Annotated in this window: 14 protein-coding genes; 7 read left to right on the top strand and 7 right to left on the bottom strand. The window is 64.1% G+C overall.

Annotated elements, in window-relative coordinates; translation table 11 throughout:
* Positions 1-141 precede the first annotated feature (141 nt).
* From POF53_RS06890 to fabB, 5 genes are all read left to right on the top strand, one after another.
* Positions 142-2,289, top strand: coding sequence for a TonB-dependent receptor plug domain-containing protein (locus POF53_RS06890; protein ID WP_498966948.1), 2,148 nt, complete (start codon positions 142-144; stop codon positions 2,287-2,289).
* On the top strand, positions 2,289-3,179 hold the full coding sequence (locus tag POF53_RS06885; RefSeq protein ID WP_203651826.1) for an ABC transporter substrate-binding protein: 891 nt from the start codon (positions 2,289-2,291) through the stop codon (positions 3,177-3,179). The genes POF53_RS06890 and POF53_RS06885 overlap by 1 nt, the downstream gene beginning before the upstream one ends.
* Complete coding sequence (locus tag POF53_RS06880; protein WP_203651825.1) at positions 3,176-5,104, top strand: response regulator; 1,929 nt, start codon at positions 3,176-3,178, stop codon at positions 5,102-5,104. The genes POF53_RS06885 and POF53_RS06880 overlap by 4 nt, the downstream gene beginning before the upstream one ends.
* 206 nt (positions 5,105-5,310) lie before the next feature.
* Positions 5,311-5,826 (top strand): 3-hydroxyacyl-[acyl-carrier-protein] dehydratase FabA, encoded by a 516-nt coding sequence (gene fabA, locus POF53_RS06875; RefSeq protein ID WP_102684717.1) that lies wholly within the window; start codon positions 5,311-5,313, stop codon positions 5,824-5,826.
* A gap of 5 nt (positions 5,827-5,831) precedes the next feature.
* Positions 5,832-7,058 (top strand): beta-ketoacyl-ACP synthase I, encoded by a 1,227-nt coding sequence (gene fabB, locus POF53_RS06870; protein ID WP_498967036.1) that lies wholly within the window; start codon positions 5,832-5,834, stop codon positions 7,056-7,058.
* A 209-nt stretch (positions 7,059-7,267) separates the two neighbouring features.
* Here fabB and POF53_RS06865 read toward each other — a convergent pair whose 3' ends face one another.
* Complete coding sequence (locus tag POF53_RS06865; RefSeq protein WP_232856378.1) at positions 7,268-8,893, bottom strand: methyl-accepting chemotaxis protein; 1,626 nt, start codon at positions 8,891-8,893, stop codon at positions 7,268-7,270.
* Positions 8,894-9,007: 114 nt separating this feature from the next.
* Positions 9,008-10,015: an amidohydrolase family protein gene (locus POF53_RS06860; RefSeq protein ID WP_232856379.1), complete on the bottom strand. Its 1,008-nt coding sequence runs from the start codon at positions 10,013-10,015 to the stop codon at positions 9,008-9,010.
* A 109-nt stretch (positions 10,016-10,124) separates the two neighbouring features.
* Here POF53_RS06860 and POF53_RS06855 point away from each other — a divergent pair, with 109 nt between their 5' ends.
* On the top strand, positions 10,125-10,988 hold the full coding sequence (locus POF53_RS06855) for a pirin family protein (RefSeq protein WP_498966944.1): 864 nt from the start codon (positions 10,125-10,127) through the stop codon (positions 10,986-10,988).
* Positions 10,989-11,103: 115 nt separating this feature from the next.
* Here POF53_RS06855 and POF53_RS06850 read toward each other — a convergent pair whose 3' ends face one another.
* The 4 genes from POF53_RS06850 to POF53_RS06835 form a co-directional block, all read right to left on the bottom strand.
* Positions 11,104-11,829 carry a dienelactone hydrolase family protein gene (locus tag POF53_RS06850; protein WP_110739484.1) on the bottom strand — a complete coding sequence of 242 codons (726 nt, stop codon included), beginning with the start codon at positions 11,827-11,829 and terminating at the stop codon, positions 11,104-11,106.
* A 112-nt stretch (positions 11,830-11,941) separates the two neighbouring features.
* Complete coding sequence (gene htpG / locus POF53_RS06845) at positions 11,942-13,849, bottom strand: molecular chaperone HtpG (RefSeq protein ID WP_234560546.1); 1,908 nt, start codon at positions 13,847-13,849, stop codon at positions 11,942-11,944.
* A 94-nt stretch (positions 13,850-13,943) separates the two neighbouring features.
* Positions 13,944-14,402 carry a PaaI family thioesterase gene (locus tag POF53_RS06840; RefSeq protein ID WP_050706515.1) on the bottom strand — a complete coding sequence of 153 codons (459 nt, stop codon included), beginning with the start codon at positions 14,400-14,402 and terminating at the stop codon, positions 13,944-13,946.
* Positions 14,399-14,875, bottom strand: coding sequence for a PaaI family thioesterase (locus POF53_RS06835; protein ID WP_232856383.1), 477 nt, complete (start codon positions 14,873-14,875; stop codon positions 14,399-14,401). The genes POF53_RS06840 and POF53_RS06835 overlap by 4 nt, the downstream gene beginning before the upstream one ends.
* A gap of 136 nt (positions 14,876-15,011) precedes the next feature.
* Here POF53_RS06835 and POF53_RS06830 point away from each other — a divergent pair, with 136 nt between their 5' ends.
* A complete protein-coding gene (locus POF53_RS06830; RefSeq protein WP_050706517.1) occupies positions 15,012-15,287 on the top strand; it encodes a hypothetical protein in 276 nt (91 codons plus the stop codon).
* A 66-nt stretch (positions 15,288-15,353) separates the two neighbouring features.
* Here the strand turns inward: POF53_RS06830 and POF53_RS06825 are convergent, their stop codons facing one another.
* Positions 15,354-16,103: a DUF599 domain-containing protein gene (locus POF53_RS06825; protein WP_203651816.1), complete on the bottom strand. Its 750-nt coding sequence runs from the start codon at positions 16,101-16,103 to the stop codon at positions 15,354-15,356.
* Positions 16,104-16,229 lie beyond the last annotated feature (126 nt).

The following is a 16,229-nucleotide window of genomic DNA, read 5'->3' as shown; positions in this document are numbered from 1 at the left end:
GTTGCGACAGAACCAGTGCGTATGCATCGCGGGGCAAGCCCGCTCCCACTCACCCGGACACAATCAAGAGAAAGTTCAGGTGGTGCGATGCGGCAATAGGCCATCCGCCGATCACTGGCAAAAGCCGTAGGGTCGGTTAACATGCCTGATTCATTTGTGAAACAAGGCCGTTTCGTGTTCCCTGGCACGCCTCCGTACCCTCGCCTGCTGTTGCTGACTGCCCTGCTGGGCGGCCCGGCCGTGGCCGACGACCTGTTCATCGACAACCAGGACCTGCCACAGGTTCTGACCGCCACGCGCCTGAAACAATCCCCGGCGGCGGTCCCGGGCAGCATGACTGTGCTCGACAACGCGCTGATCCGCGCCAGCGGCGCTCGCGACATCCCCGAACTGCTGCGCCTGGTGCCAGGGATGATGATCGGCTACGGCGCCGGCAACCAGCCGACGGTCAACTACCACGGCAGCAACGTCAGCGACGCCCGGCGCATGCAGGTGCTGATCGACGGTCGATCGGTGTACCGCGCAGGCCTGGCCACGGTGGACTGGAGCGATATCCCGGTGGCGATCGAGGACATCGAGCGCATCGAGGTGTTCCGCGGCCCCAACACCGTCAGCTACGGCGCCAACGCGCTGATGGCGGTGGTCAACATCCTCACCCGCAACCCGGCCGACAGCCACGGCTCGCGGGTCAAGCTGACCCGTGGCCAGGATGGCATCAACGATTACTACGCGAGCCAGGGCTTTGGCTGGGACAGCGGCGACCTGCGCCTGTCGCTCTCCGGCCAGCAGGACGATGGCTTCGACCACGACCAGTTCGGTCGCGATTACCGCGACAGCCGCCGGCTCAACCGCGTCAACCTCAACGCCAGCCACACCCTGGCGCCGAACCAGACCCTGGAATGGCAACTGGCGGCCAAGGAAGGCAGCAACCAGCGGCCCTATACCTACCAGCCGGTGTTCGGCAACTACCGGGCCGGCGACAACGCCGACGTCAACGCCAAGGACTACGCAGGCTCGGTGCGCTGGAACCTCGACCTGAACCCCGAGCACAGCCTGTATGTGCAGGGCTCGGCCCAGCACTTCGACCGCCAGCAGGTGTGGCGCGCCTGCGATGCGGCGATCGCCTTCAGCCCGGAGCTGACCCGCCTGTGGCAGCTCGACCCGAACTTCGCCGAGAAGGTCGCGCGCAATCTGTTTACCGGCAACCTGCCCACCACCAGCAACCCCGAGCTCGGTTCGTTGATGGGCCAGGTACAAGACCAATGGGCCAACGGTGGCCGCAACACGATCTGCGGCGACGTCGACCAAAGCACCCGCGAGACCCGCTACGACCTGGAAATCCAGGACACCCTGAGCCTGACCGACAGCCTGCGCCTGGTCACCGGCATGAACTACCGCTACGACAAGGCCGACTCGCAGACCTACTTCAACGGCAGCATCGACGACCAGACCTGGCGCCTGTTCGGCCAGCTCGAGTGGCGCATCGACGAGCACTGGATCGTCCAGGGCGGGGCGATGCACGAGCACTCGCAGCTGTCGGGCAACTCGCTCACCCCGCGGGTGGCGGTGAACTACCTGATCACCCCGCGCCATGGCCTGCGCGCGGTGTATTCCGAGGCGATCCGTTCGCCGGACATGTTCGAGAACAATGTCAACTGGAGCTACACCGTCAAGAACCTCACGCCCAACCGCTACGGCCTGCAGAACGGCGAATATTTCGTCAAGACCCGCGGCCCGGGCAACCTCGACCAGGAGCGCATGCGCTCGCGTGAGCTTGGCTACAACGGCTACTTCACCGACCTCGACCTGAGCATGGACGTGAAACTGTTCTACGACGAGATCACCGGGATGATCAGCGAACCGTTGAAGAACAACCAGTACATCGCCAGCAACGCCAACAAGGCCCGCTTCAGCGGCAGCGAGGCGCAGTTCGACTGGCACGCCACCCAGCGCGACCGCCTGCGTCTGACCTACGCCTACGTCGACGCCTGGGCCAGCAACCCCAACGACCGGCGCCTGAGCGCCCGCAACAGCGGTTCGGCCGGCTGGCTGCGCGATTGGGGCGAAGGCTGGTCCAGCGCCCTCTTCTACTACGGTGACGACGCCCTCAATGGTTACCGTTACGAACGGGTCGACCTGCGCCTGGCCAAGCGTTTCAAAGTGCAAGGCAGCAACCTGGAGCTGGCCGCGTTGTGGCAGCAGCGCCTGGATGACGAGCCGATCACCCTGGAACAGAACCGTTACGACAGCCGCCACCGCCTGAGCGTCAGTGCGGAGCTGGAATTCTGATGGTCCGTCTGCTGCGCCTGTTGCTGCTGTGCCTCTGGCCCCTGGGATCGCTGTCCGCCAGCGAAATCCTGCTGGTCGGCGCCGAGGACCAGCCCGGCATCCGCAGCTTCGTCACGGCCCTGGAAAAACGTCGTCCCAACGACCAGGTGCGGTTCCAGACCGTCGAGCAGCTGCCAAGCCCGGCCAAGCTCAAGGCCGACACCCGCCTGATCCTCCTCGACACCTCGGCCCTGGAGTGGCGCCTGGCTGAATCCGCAGGGCCGGCGGCGCTGGCGTTGCGGGTCAGCCGGGTCCAGATCGAACAGCGCCTGGGCACCTCGCGCCCTGCCTACCTGACCCTGCTGTGGAGCGATCCGCCCCTGGCCCGGCAGCTGCGCCTGGCCCGCTACCTGTTGCCGCAGGCGCGGCGTATCGGCGTGCTCTATGGCGAACACAGCCGTTTCCTGCTCGACGAGTTGCGCCAGGCCGCCAGTGCACTGGGCCTGGAAATCGTCGCCCAGGACTGGCCCGATTTGCGCGACAGCCGTCCCCTGCAAGACCTGCTGGGCAACAGCGACGTACTGCTCGGCCTGGACGATCCCGACCTGTACAACTCCAAGTCGGCCAAGAACGTGCTGCTCAGCAGCTATGGCCGGCAGATGGCGCTGATCGGGCCGAACGTCGGATTCGTCCGCGCCGGCGCCTTGGCCAGCACCTATAGCGACCAGGACGACTGGCTGGCGGTGCTCGGGCAACTGCTCGACCTGCCACCGATCCGCTGGCCGCGCAGTCTCTACCCCGCGCACTTCGGTGTCAGCGGCAACCAGCAGGTGGCCCGCGCCCTGGGCCTGGAGGCGATCGACCCGGTCGCCGCCGCCCTGGCCCTTGCCGAAGGAGCCTCCACCCCATGAGCAAGCGCCTGAGCTGGGACATCCATACCCGCACCCAGATCATCAGCCTTGGCCCCGCCCTGTTGCTGACCCTGCTGCTGATCAGCTTCTTCACCTTCGTGCGGATCCAGGACCTGCGCCAGGAACTCAACCACACCGGGCAACTGATCGCCAACCAGCTGGCGCCGGCCTCGGAGTACGGCGTGATCTCGGGCAACAATGAAGTGCTCGAGAGCCTGATGCGCGCCACTCTGAGCATTCCCCACGTGCGTTTCCTCGAGGTGCAGGACAGCCGCAACCATATCCTGGTGTACGTCGAGCAACCCGACGAAAGCCACAGCCGCGCCCAACGCGTCGAGGTGTTCCAGGCTCCGATCCGCCTGCAGCAGATCCGCCTGGACAATGACTTCCTGCAGGGCAAGGCGCCAGCGCCGAACATTGGCGACGACTATCTGGGTCGAGTAATCGTCGGCATGTCCGACGACGCCTTCAGTCAGCGCCAGCAGGAGATCGTGATCAAGGCCGCGATCCTCGCCCTGTTCGCCCTGCTGTTCACCTTCCTGCTGGCCCGGCGCCTGGCCACCAGCCTGTCCAAGCCGATCAGTGACATGGGCCACGCGGTCCGCGCGATCCAGCAGGGCGACTTCAACGCGCCGCTGCCGGTGGTCGACGACAGCGAGCTGGGCCACCTGGCCCGGCACATCAACAACCTGGCCAGCGCCCTCGACCAGGCCGCCCATGAACAGCAACAGGCCATGGGCCAGCTGATCCAGGCCCGCGAGGAAGCCGAGCAGGCCAACCGCGCCAAGTCGGACTTCCTGGCGATGATGAGCCACGAGCTGCGTACGCCCATGAACGGCGTGCTGGGCATGCTGCAACTGCTGGAGACCACCGAGCTGACCAGCGAGCAGGCCGACTACACAGCGGTGGCCAGCGAATCCACCGGCCACCTGCTCAAGGTGATCAACGACATCCTCGATTTCTCACGGATCGAGCGCACCACCCTGGAGCTGGAACATATCGACTTCAACCTCGGCGAGCTGATCACCAGCAGCGTGCTGTCGTTCCAGCACAGCGCCCAGCAGCGCAACCTGGACCTGCGCCTGCAGCTGCCAGCGGGCATGAACTCGCTGCAGGTGGTGGGTGATCCGACGCGCATCCGCCAGATCCTGCTGAACCTGGTAGGCAATGCGCTGAAATTCACCGAGCGCGGCGAGGTGGCCATCGAGGCCCGCTGGCAGGTGCTCGACCGCCAGCTGATCTGGCTGACTTGCACCGTACGCGACACCGGCATCGGCATCGACAACAACCGCCTGGAGATGATGTTCGTGGCCTTCCAGCAGGCCGACAACACCATTTCCCGGCGCTACGGCGGCACCGGCCTGGGCCTGTCGATCGCCCGCACCCTGGCCGAGCGCATGGGCGGCCAGTTACGCGGCGAGAGCCGCGAGGGGCTGGGCTCGACCTTCACCCTGGAAATGCCGCTGGCCCTGGCCAGCGCTCCTGCCACCTTGCCCGGCGCGACGCCCCAGGCCAGCACGGTGGGCGAAGGCAGCGGGCGAGTCCTGCTGGTGGAAGACAACCCGGTCAACCAGAGCGTCATCGAGGCGATGCTGCGCAGCCTTGGTTTTGAGGTGAGCCTGGCCATGGACGGTGCCCAGGCGGTCGACCTGGTCGGCCAGCAGCGCTTTGCCGCCGTGCTGATGGATTGCCGCCTGCCGAATGTCGACGGCTACGAGGCGACCCGGCGCATCCGCCAGTTGCCGCGCACCGAGGGCCTGCCGATCATCGCCCTGACCGCCAGCGCGCTGCAGGGCGACCGCGAACGCTGCCTGGCCGCCGGAATGAACGATTACCTGAGCAAGCCGTTCAAACGCACCGATCTGCAGCGCATCCTGCAGCGCTGGTTGCCGGGTCGGACAGCCGCGACTGGCGATAAATGCTAAAGTGCGGCAGTCTTAAGGACTGGACAGGACCGCCTCAGGGCCGGAAAATAACATTTCAGTGCACACCTGTACTTCTTTTGCCAGGTGCGCTGTGACTTTCACCACAACGCAATAGTCTACCTGTAGGCTGCCGCCTCGAATGCCAAGCGCTTTGGGCCGGCCGGGAAGATTCATCCCCTGCCGCAGGGGGTTATTGAGGAGCTCGCATGACCAAACAACACGCCTTTACTCGGGAAGACCTGCTGCGCTGCAGTCGCGGTGAGCTGTTCGGCCCCGGTAATGCGCAACTGCCCGCCCCGAACATGCTGATGGTCGATCGCATCACCCATATCAGCGAGGAAGGCGGCAAGTTCGGCAAAGGTGAATTGGTCGCCGAGCTGGATATCAATCCGGACCTGTGGTTCTTCGCCTGCCACTTCGAAGGCGATCCGGTGATGCCGGGCTGCCTGGGCCTGGACGCCATGTGGCAGCTGGTCGGTTTCTTCCTCGGCTGGCAGGGCCTGCCGGGCCGTGGTCGCGCCCTGGGTTCGGGCGAGGTGAAATTCTTCGGCCAGGTGTTGCCTACCGCCAAGAAAGTCACCTACAACATTCATATCAAGCGCGTCCTGAAGGGCAAGCTGAACATGGCCATCGCCGATGGCTCGGTCAGCGTCGACGGTCGCGAGATCTACACCGCCGAAGGCCTGCGGGTCGGCGTGTTCACCTCCACTGACAATTTCTAAGGGTTATTCGCATGCGCCGCGTCGTGATCACTGGTCTGGGCATCGTATCGTGCCTGGGCAATGACAAAGCTACCGTCACCGAAAACCTGCGCAACAGCCGTCCGGGTATCCGTTACAACCCGGAATACAAGGAAATGGGGCTGCGTAGCCAGGTTTCCGGTTCCATCGACCTCAACCTCGAAGAGCTGATCGACCGCAAGGTCTATCGCTTCGTCGGCCACGCCGCGGCCTACGCCTACCTGGCGATGCAGGACGCGATCAAGGACTCGGGCCTGACCGAAGAGCAGGTTTCCAACCCGCGTACCGGCCTGGTTGCCGGCTCCGGCGGCGCTTCCACCCTGAACCAGATGGAAGCCCTGGACACCCTGCGCGAAAAAGGCGTCAAGCGCGTCGGCCCATACCGTGTCACCCGCACCATGGGCAGCACCGTGTCGGCGTGCCTGGCCACTCCGTTCAAGATCAAGGGCATCAACTACTCGATCTCGTCGGCCTGCGCCACCTCCGCGCACTGCATCGGCACCGCCCTGGAGCAGATCCAGTGGGGCAAGCAGGACATCGTCTTCGCCGGCGGCGGTGAGGAAGAGCACTGGAGCCAGTCGTTCCTGTTCGACGCCATGGGCGCCCTGTCGACCAAGCGCAACGAAACCCCGGAACTGGCCTCGCGCGCCTACGATGCCGACCGTGACGGCTTCGTCATCGCCGGCGGCGGCGGCATGGTGGTGGTCGAGGAGCTCGAGCACGCCCTGGCCCGTGGCGCCAAGATCTACGCCGAGATCGTCGGCTACGGCGCCACTTCCGACGGCTACGACATGGTCGCCCCAAGCGGCGAAGGCGCGATCCGCTGCATGCAGCAGGCGCTGTCCACCGTCGACACCCCGATCGACTACCTGAACACCCACGGCACCTCCACCCCGGTCGGCGACGTCGCCGAAATGAAGGGCGTGCGTGAAGTGTTCGGCGACAAGGCACCGAAGATCAGCTCGACCAAGAGCCTGTCGGGCCACTCGCTGGGCGCCGCGGGCGTGCACGAGGCGATCTACTGCCTGCTGATGATGGAGAACAACTTCATCGCCGGCTCCGCCAACATCGACGAGCTGGACCCGGAGGTCGCCGACCTGCCGGTACTGCGCAAGACCGAAGAGAACGCCAAGATCGACACGGTCATGAGCAACAGCTTCGGCTTCGGCGGCACCAACGCCACCCTGGTGCTCAAGCGCTGGACTGGCAAGTGATCGCTTGATCTGCTGAACGAGAACGCCCGGACCTTGGTCCGGGCGTTTTTGTTTGTGCTGCCAGACGAAGCACGCCCACCTGTAGGAGCGGCCTTGTGCCGCGAAAGGGGCGCAAAGCGCCCCCGGCGATTCATCTGTGAGGTCGATATTCCGGGGCCGCTTTGCGGCCCTTTCGCGGCACAAGGCCGCTCCTACACGGGTCAGGCCTTTTACACGGAGAAACGCTGCACCAGGGTGTTCAGGTCCACCGCCAACCGCGACAGCGCCTGGCTCGCGGCGGACGTCTCCTCGGCCCCGGCCGAGGACTGATGCGCCAAATCGCGGATGGTGGTCAGGTTGCGGTCCACCTCCCGCGCCACCTGGGCCTGCTGCTCCGAGGCACTGGCGATCACCAGGTTACGCTCGTTGATCTGGCCGATGGCCGCGGCGATCGCCTCCAGCGCCTGGCCGGCGGCATGGGCGCCATCCAGGGTCGAACGGGCCTGGGCATCGCTGTGCTGCATACCCTGCACCGCTCGCTCGGCGCCGCTGCGGATGGCGACGATCATCTGCTCGATCTCCTGGGTCGAGGACTGCGTGCGATGGGCCAGCGCCCGCACCTCGTCGGCGACCACCGCGAACCCGCGCCCGGCCTCGCCGGCCCGCGCCGCCTCGATGGCGGCGTTGAGCGCCAGCAGGTTGGTCTGCTCGGCGATCGAGCCGATCACATCCAGCACTTTGCTGATGTCGTGTACCTGCTGGGCCAGTTGCCCCACCTCTTCGGCATTGCCCGCCACGCCATTGGCCAGCGCCTCGATGGCGGTGACCGTGGCCTGCACCTGCTCACGCCCGCGACGGGCAATCTGGTCGGATTCGCGGGAAGCCTCCGAGGTGGCCACCGCATTGCTCGCCACCTCCTCCACCGCCGCCGTCATCTGGTTCACCGCGGTCGCCGCCTGCTCGATTTCCATGCTCTGCTGCTGCAGGCCGCGGGTGGCGTCCTCGGTGACCGCGCTCAGCTCCTCGGAGGCCGAGGCCAGCTGGCTGGCCGAGTCGGAAATTCGCCCGATGGTCTCGCGCAGGCTCTGCTGCATGCTCTTGAGCGCCGCCAGCAGGCGCGCCGGCTCATCATCGCCCTGCACGGTGATCTGCGGTGTGAGATCGCCCGTCGCGACCGTCTCGGCGACCTTCAGCGACTGCCCGAGCGGCCGCACGATGCTACGGGTCAGGGCCAGGGCGAGCACCACGGTGAGGCTCAGGGCGATCACCAACAGCACGCCGACCCAGACCTTCGCGCCGTTGTACACGGCCTCGGCCAGGTCGGTGGCGGAGTTGGCCTGGTGGTTGTTCAGCTCGATCAGCTCGTTGAGCGTGGCGGTCATCTGGTCGGCAAGCTGGTTCATCTCGCCGTTGACCAGCGCCGCCGCCGCCTGGACGTGCCCATCGGTGGCCAACTGCACCACCTGCCCCTGCAAGATCATGTACTGGCGCTCGAGGACCTGGTAGCGGTCGAACAAGGTCCGCTCCTCAGGCAGCACGATCAACCCATCGTAATGGTTCTGGGCCTTGCTCAGGCCGCCCTTGATCTCTTCGATGCGGGCACGATTCTGCTGCTGGGCCGCCGGGTCGGTGTTGACCAGCAGGCGCAGGGTCAAGGCGCGGATGCGCAGCATGTCCTGGGTCATGCGGCCCACCGAGATCACGCTCGGCAGCCAGTTGTTGTCGACCTGCTCGGACTGCTGGCGCATGCTGGTCATCTGCTGCAGCGCGAAGCTGCCCAGCGCCACCACCAGCAGCGCCATGATGCCGAAACCCAGGCCCGCGCGCGGGGCGATATTCAAGCGTCTCAGGCTCATTTCCAGGATCCCTCCCAAAAGCGTTGTTCCGTCGCTTAATGAAGGTATCGGGCCGCCTGGAAATTGCGTAAGACGAAAAGGCGATATCAAAAAGCTATCTACTGCTAAAACGCGCTACTTCGCCGCTTTTGGCAGCAGATTGACAAAATTTGTCCGACTCACCTGCTCCGCCACCGCTGCCGGCAAGGCATCGAGGAAGGGGTTGAAACCGTGCATCTGCTCACCCAGGCTGTCAAACCGCCCCACCAGGTCGGAGCCGAGTACGAAACGCTGCGGGAAGCGCTTCACCAACGTCACCCAGTCCTGGCGCGGCACACCCTGCGAGTCGAGCAGGTAGGGCTTGAGGACGCTCCAGGACAGGTCGACATACAGGTTCGGGTAGTCCTCCAGCAGCCGGGTCAGCACCGGCAGGAGAAAATCCATCTGTTCCTGGTGGCGGTGGATCTCCAGGCTGCTGCCGGCGTGGGCCCAGATGAAGCGGGTATGCGGGTGGTTGCGCAGCGGCTCCTCGATCTCGGCCAGGTACAGCGGGTTGCGCTCGCGCTTGGAGGTGATGTTCGAATGCAGCAGCACCGGCAAATCGCGCTCGGCGGCCAGGTGATAGATGCGGGTCATGGCTTCGTTGTTGGCCCGCGGCGTATCGCCGCTGGTCAAGGCGGTGAGGTCGTCGTGGCGGGTGAATACTTCGCCGATGCCCTGCCACAGCCCCGGATAAAGCTCGAGCATGCGCTCGATATGGTTGACGGCGTTCTTGTCCACCGGATTGAAGCCGGTGAGGAACGGGTGGAAGCGACGGCGTTGCTGCGCTGGCAGCTTCTGCAACGCGTCGGCGACGTACAGGTCGGTGGCGCTGTACCAGTAGGCGTCGGCGTCATCTCCGGCGTAATAGCGCGGGCGCTTGGGCTCGTCCTCATGCCACTTCTTCGCCACCGGGATGCCGGAAATCATCGACTGTTCAACCCCAGCTGCATCCATGGCCTTGAGCAGCGCCGGCATGCCCTCGGTTTCCTGGAAAAAGTCCACGTAGTGCAGGTGCGCGTCGCTGTAGCGGTAGTCGCGGGCCTGCGCGGTGTCGAACAGGCCTGTGCTCAGCAGCAGGCAAGCCAGTGTGCGGGCGATCATCGGAGCCTCCTTTGCCGGTCCCGCAAGAGTAGACCGGACAGCGCCCGCGACGGTTCAGCCACGGGCGGCGAAACGCTATGCTTGCAGGCATCCCTCAAGGAGTGTCGCCATGAGCAGTCCCCTGGTCATCCGCCCACGCGCCGAATCGGTCGAGGGCCAGCCGATCCTGCGCCCGCTGCCCTCGGCGCAGTGCCGCAGCGTCGGCCCATTCGTGTTCTTCGACCATATGCTGGAAACCGACTACGCGCCGGGGCATGGCATGGACATTCGTCAGCATCCGCATATCGGCCTGTCCACCCTCACCTACCTGTTCGAGGGTGAAATCCAGCACAAGGACAGCCTGGGTTCGGACCAGCGCGTGGGCCCCGGGGACGTCAGTTGGATGACTGCCGGGGCGGGTGTGGCGCATGTCGAGCGCACGCCAGCCGATCTGCTGGCCAAGGGTTCAAGACTGCACGGGCTGCAGGTCTGGCTGGCGTCGCCTCGCGAGCACGAGCAGGGCAAGCCGAGCTACAGCCATCATCCGGCGGCGAGCCTGCCGGTCAGTGACAGCCTCGGCGTGCAGATCCGCATGATTGCCGGCTATGGTTTTTGCCTGGAGTCGCCAGTGCCGGTGCTCTCCCCTACCCTGTATGCCCACGTGCACATGCAATCGGCCACGACGCTGACAGTCCCAGCCGAGCATGAGCAACGCGCCCTGTATGTGCTGGACGGTGAACTGTCGCTCAACGACGAGCGCGCGGAGGCCTGCAGCCTGGTCGTGCTGCCGGAGGGCGAAGATGTGGTGCTGTACGCCGAAGAAGCGTGCCAGCTGGTGCTGATCGGTGGTGCGGCGCTGGATGGGCCGCGGCGGATGAACTGGAATTTCGTGGCCAGTGATCCGGAACTGATCGAGCGAGCGCGGGCCAAGTGGGCTGCGGGGGATTGGCCGACGGTGCTGGGGGAAACTTCGAGAATCGAGTTACCCCGCTGAATTGGGGCTGCTTTGCAGCCCTTTCGCGGCACAAGGCCGCTCCTACAGAAATACGCATCCCCCTGTAGGAGCGGCCTTGTGCCGCGAAAGGGCCGCGAAGCGTCCCCCTGCGGTATCAGCGCTGGAACACTTCCTTGAGCAGGTTATGCATCGCGCGGAACGCCCGCTCCGACGTACGCCGGTCATACTGCATCTTGCCCGGAACATTGGCATTCGGGTCGGTGAACGAGTGCACCGCACCGCCGTAGCTGAGCAACTGCCAGTCGACTTTAGCGGCGTTCATCTCCTCCTCAAAGGCCGGTAGCTGCTCTTTGGGCACCAGCGGGTCGGAGGCGCCATGAAGGACCAGCACCGAGCCTTTGATACGCTTGGCATCCTCGGGGTTTGGCGTATCCAGGGTGCCATGGAATGAAACAGCGGCCTTCAGGTCGGCACCGGTGCGGGCCAGCTCCAGGGCACAACAGCCGCCGAAGCAGAAGCCGAAGGTAGCCACCTTGCCGGGCTCCAGCAAGGCCTTCGATTGCCCCACCAGTTGCGCCAGCGCCTCCTGCATGCGCTTGCGCAGCTCGGCGCGATCGTTCTTCAGCGGCATCATCGCCGCGCCCGCCTCGTCGGCATTGGACGGACGTACCGACTGGCCGTACAGGTCGGCGATCAGCACCACATAGCCTTGCTCGGCCACTTCCCTGGCGATACGTTCGGCGCCCTCGCCGATACCCATCCAGTTCGGCGCCATCACCAGCCCCGGCTGCGGCAGCGCGCCCTGGGTGTAAACCAGACGGCTTTCGTAAGCTTTGCCTGACAGGTGATAGACCAGCGATTCGACGATGACCTTGCTCATTCAGCTCTCCTTGGGCTTCACGGGTCAGCACATGATAGATGTATTCGTGGGAGCGGGCTTGCCCCCGCCAGAAATGAAAAAGCCCGCCGAAGCGGGCTTTGTCTACGTCAGATCAAGCGGACAGCTCGACCAACAGCTTGTTGAGGCGACGCACATAGGCCGCCGGATCCTTCAGGCTGTCGCCGGCCGCCAGGGCCGCCTGGTCGAACAGGATGTGCGAAAGCTCGGCGAAGCGATCTTCGCTCTGCTCGCCATCGAGCTTCTCGATCAGCGGGTGGGTCGGGTTGAACTCGAAGATCGGCTTGGACTCCGGCACCTTCTGCCCGCTGGCTTCGAGGATCTGGCGCATCTGCAGGCCCAGGTCCTGTTCGCCGATGGCCAGGATTGCCGGCGAGTCGGTCAGGCGGTGCGAGACACGCACCTCCGCCACGCTGTCACCCAGCGCGCCCTTGAGGCGCTCGACCAGGCCTTCCTTGTCCTTGGCGACTTCTTCCTGGGCCTTCTTGTCCTCTTCGGAGTCCAGCTTGCCCAGGTCCAGGTCGCCACGGGCGACGTCGACGAAGGCCTTGCCATCGAACTCGCTGAGGTAGCTCATCAGCCATTCGTCGATGCGATCGGTCAGCAGCAGCACTTCGATGCCTTTCTTGCGGAAGACTTCCAGGTGCGGGCTGTTCTTGACCTGGGCGTAGGACTCGCCGGTGAGGAAGTAGATCTTGTCCTGGCCTTCCTTGGCGCGGGCCAGGTAGTCGGCCAGGGCAACGCTCTGCTCGCCGCTGTCGTCATGGGTGGAGGCAAAGCGCAGCAGGCTGGCGATCTTCTCCTTGTTGGCGAAGTCCTCGGCCGGGCCTTCCTTCAGCACCTGGCCGAAGTTCTTCCAGAAGCCCTTGTACTGCTCGGGCTCGTTCTTCGCCAGCTTCTCCAGCATGTCCAGCACGCGCTTGGTCAGCGCGGTCTTCATCGAATCGATGATCGGATCCTTCTGCAGGATCTCGCGGGAAACGTTCAGCGACAGGTCGTTGGAGTCGACCACGCCCTTGATGAAGCGCAGGTACAGCGGCAGGAACGACTCGGCCTGGTCCATGATGAACACGCGCTGCACGTACAGCTTCAGGCCACGTGGCGCTTCGCGCTGGTACAGGTCGAACGGCGCGCGGGCCGGCACGTACAGCAGCGAGTTGTATTCGAGCTTGCCTTCGACCTTGTTGTGGGTCCAGGCCAGCGGGTTTTCGAAGTCATGGCCGATGTGCTTGTAGAACTCCTGGTATTCCTCGTCCTTGATCTCGGTACGCGGGCGGGTCCACAGGGCGCTGGCGCGGTTGACGGTTTCCCACTCCTGCGCCGGCTGTTCTTCACCTTCGGCGGCCGCTGCCTGCTCTTTCGGCAGCTCGATCGGCAAGGCGATGTGATCGGAGTATTTCTTGATGATGTTGCGCAGGCGCCAGCCATCGGCGAACTCGTCCTCGCCCTTCTTCAGGTGCAGGACAATGCGGGTGCCGCGCTCTGGCTTGTCGACCGTGGCCACTTCGAAGTCGCCCTCGCCCTTGGACGACCAGTGCACGCCTTCGGCGGCCGGCAGCCCGGCGCGACGGCTGAACACATCAACCTTGTCGGCGACGATGAACGCGGAGTAGAAGCCCACGCCGAACTGACCGATCAGGTGCGAGTCCTTCTTCTGGTCACCGGTGAGGTTCTTCATGAAGTCGGCAGTGCCGGACTTGGCGATGGTGCCCAGGTGGGCGATGACGTCTTCGCGGCTCATGCCGATACCGTTGTCCTCGAGGGTCACGGTATTGGCGGCCTTGTCGAAGCTCACGCGGATCTTCAGCTCGGCGCCGCCTTCGAGCAGCTCAGGCTTGGCCAGGGCCTCGAAACGCAGCTTGTCGACGGCGTCGGAGGCGTTGGAGACCAGCTCGCGCAGGAAGATCTCCTTGTTCGAATACAGGGAATGGATCATGAGGTGCAGCAGCTGCTTTACCTCGGTCTGGAAGCCCAGGGTTTGTTTTTGAGTCTCCACACTCATGGTCTTCAAAACTCCAATCTGTTGGTTGTTGGCGCCTGGCGGCCGTCTGGCCTGCTTTTGATGGCGGATGTCCAACAGATGGGGGCAGCCCCGACTATTTCAAGGGCTTTTCCGGTTCGATCTTGAAATGCGCGCGCGCCGTGGCGATCGGCGTGTCGCGATCGCCCTGCCAGGCGGTGATCGCCACGTTGGTCACCCGCCGCCCCTGGCGCCACAGCTGGCACTGGGCATAGGTGTCGCGAAAATGCCCGGCGCGCAGGTAGTCGATGGAGAAATCGATGATCTTCGGAATACTCGCGCTCTCGCTGTAGATCAGCAGGTAGAGCGCCGCGGACAGCTCCATGAACCCGGCGATGACGCCACCATGGATCGCCGGCAGCAACGGATTGCCGATGTTGTCTGGGTTGGCCGGCAGGCGGAACAGCAGGTCGTCGCCCTGGCGCTCGCATTCGATGCCGATCAGCCCGGCATACGGGATCAACGCCAGCAGGGGCTGGTAGTCGCCGCGGGCATGGGCCTGGTTCAGCTGTTGACGGATATCGGCAGGAATCACGCGCGGCCCTCCTTGAGGCTGTTGCCGAAGCGGATACCACCCTTGACGTCCTGCCCCAGGCGCATGAAGGTGCCGACCACCTGGCAGATCGGTTGCGCAGGGTCATCCTGGTAGGCGGTGCCACGGGTAAAGATGACATCCCGGGTTACCCGGTAGCACTGGGCGTAACCGTAGATATCCTTGCCCGCCTCGGCCGGGTGCATGTAGTCGATGCGCAGGTCCAGGGTCGGGCACACTTCGAAACGGGGCAGCGCGCAGAGCGTGGCCATGCCGCAGGTGGTGTCCATCAGCGTGGTCAGCACGCCGCCATGCACCGCGCCGTTCTGTGGATTGCCGACAATCGCCGGCGACCAGGGCAGCACCAGCGTCATGCCGTCGGCATCGGCGTGGTGCACGCGCATCTGCAATACCTGGCAATGTTTCAGCGCCGAGAGAAAACGCTCGGCCATCGCCATCAACGGCGTCTCGTTCATTGTCCCTCGCTGCATAAAATGGATAAAAAGTCTATATAGGTCGGGCAGTTATATATCTGTAACCTTTGTGGAACTTATTCGTACCCGGCGAACTCGAAGGTACAAGTAAAGTTATTCCACCCAGGAGAAACACCCCATGCGTAAACCTTTTGCTTTTGCTCTGATGCTGGCCGCTGCCATGGGCCTGGCTGCTTGCGATAAAGCGAGCGAAGACAAAGCCCAGGACGCACAGCAACACGCCGAGCAAGCCCAAGAGAAGATGGGCGAAGCTCAGGATAAGATGAACGAAGCCGCCAAGGAAAACGCCGAAGCCGCCAAAGATCAGGCCGAAGCGCAGCAGAAGGCCGCCGAGGAAGCCGCGCCGACTACCCCAGCGCCGACCACTGCACCTGCCGAACCTGCCAAGCAGTAATCGCGCAGTACAAAAAAACCCGACAATGTCGGGTTTTTTTGTACCTGCGTTTAACGCTGAAAGGCTTCAGCCGGCAATACCGGAAGTGTCCTTGCCTGGCTCTACCGATACACTTTCGGTCGGTGTGAACACCATCACTTCCAGCACATGGGAATGGAACTCGCGGCGATACAGGATGAATACAACGCCGACGCTCATGACCATGAACAACCAGGGGCTGATGAACCAGCTCAACATGGCCATGCCGAAGTAATACGAACGCAACCCCAGGTTGAACTGGTTGGCGGCCAGCGACAGTACTCGTGCGGCCCGAGAGGCAAAAGCCTTGCGTTCGAGTTCGTTGACCAGACGCTCGCCGATCATCGGGGCCGAGCCCACCAGCACCGCGGCGAAGTTGTATTGGCGCATGCACCAGCTGAAGGTAAAGAAGGCGTAGACGAATACCGTTGCCAGGCACAGCAGCTTGATTTCCGACATGCCTTGCGAGGCCTGCTGTACCAATGGCAGGTCGGCCAGCAGCGACAGCGCGCGATCCGACGCGCCAAGCACGGTGAGGATACCGGCGAGGATGATCAGGGTACTGGAGGCGAAGAACGACGCGTTGCGCTCCAGGTTGCCGATCACGCTGGCATCGGCGATGCGGTTGTCGCGCAGCAGCATGCGGCGCATCCAGTCTTCGCGGTACAGGTGCAGCACGCTGGCCAGGCACGCCGTGTCGCGGCCTTTCCAGATGGCGTAGCGGGTGTAGCCGCCCCAGCAGATGGCGAACCAGCAGGCGGCCAGGAGGTTGCCCAGGTTGTTTTGGATGAAGCTCATGCAGGAATCCCGTGAAAGAGAAACAGACCGGTTTTCGACGTCCGGATTCGCCATAAGACACATGTGCGCCATTTTTGGCTTTTCCTGCACTGGCCTCTTCGCGGGTAAACCCGCTCCCACAGGGAT

This window comes from Mitsuaria sp. RG, assembly GCF_028369275.1.
GTDB lineage: Bacteria > Pseudomonadota > Gammaproteobacteria > Pseudomonadales > Pseudomonadaceae > Aquipseudomonas > Aquipseudomonas peradeniyensis.
The sequence above is the reverse complement of the archived record's forward strand: the minus strand, read 5'-3'. Positions and strand labels throughout refer to the sequence as shown.

What these genes read in the sequence shown, in the direction of transcription:
- POF53_RS06890 (WP_498966948.1), top strand. Translation starts at nt 142, where the DNA reads ATGCCTGATTCATTTGTGAAACAAGGCCGTTTCGTGTTCCCTGGCACG.
- POF53_RS06885 (WP_203651826.1), top strand. Translation starts at nt 2,289, where the DNA reads ATGGTCCGTCTGCTGCGCCTGTTGCTGCTGTGCCTCTGGCCCCTGGGA.
- POF53_RS06880 (WP_203651825.1), top strand. Translation starts at nt 3,176, where the DNA reads ATGAGCAAGCGCCTGAGCTGGGACATCCATACCCGCACCCAGATCATC.
- fabA (WP_102684717.1), top strand. Translation starts at nt 5,311, where the DNA reads ATGACCAAACAACACGCCTTTACTCGGGAAGACCTGCTGCGCTGCAGT.
- POF53_RS06865 (WP_232856378.1), bottom strand. Translation starts at nt 8,893, where the DNA reads ATGAGCCTGAGACGCTTGAATATCGCCCCGCGCGCGGGCCTGGGTTTC.
- POF53_RS06860 (WP_232856379.1), bottom strand. Translation starts at nt 10,015, where the DNA reads ATGATCGCCCGCACACTGGCTTGCCTGCTGCTGAGCACAGGCCTGTTC.
- POF53_RS06855 (WP_498966944.1), top strand. Translation starts at nt 10,125, where the DNA reads ATGAGCAGTCCCCTGGTCATCCGCCCACGCGCCGAATCGGTCGAGGGC.
- POF53_RS06850 (WP_110739484.1), bottom strand. Translation starts at nt 11,829, where the DNA reads ATGAGCAAGGTCATCGTCGAATCGCTGGTCTATCACCTGTCAGGCAAA.
- htpG (WP_234560546.1), bottom strand. Translation starts at nt 13,849, where the DNA reads ATGAGTGTGGAGACTCAAAAACAAACCCTGGGCTTCCAGACCGAGGTA.
- POF53_RS06835 (WP_232856383.1), bottom strand. Translation starts at nt 14,875, where the DNA reads ATGAACGAGACGCCGTTGATGGCGATGGCCGAGCGTTTTCTCTCGGCG.
- POF53_RS06830 (WP_050706517.1), top strand. Translation starts at nt 15,012, where the DNA reads ATGCGTAAACCTTTTGCTTTTGCTCTGATGCTGGCCGCTGCCATGGGC.
- POF53_RS06825 (WP_203651816.1), bottom strand. Translation starts at nt 16,103, where the DNA reads ATGAGCTTCATCCAAAACAACCTGGGCAACCTCCTGGCCGCCTGCTGG.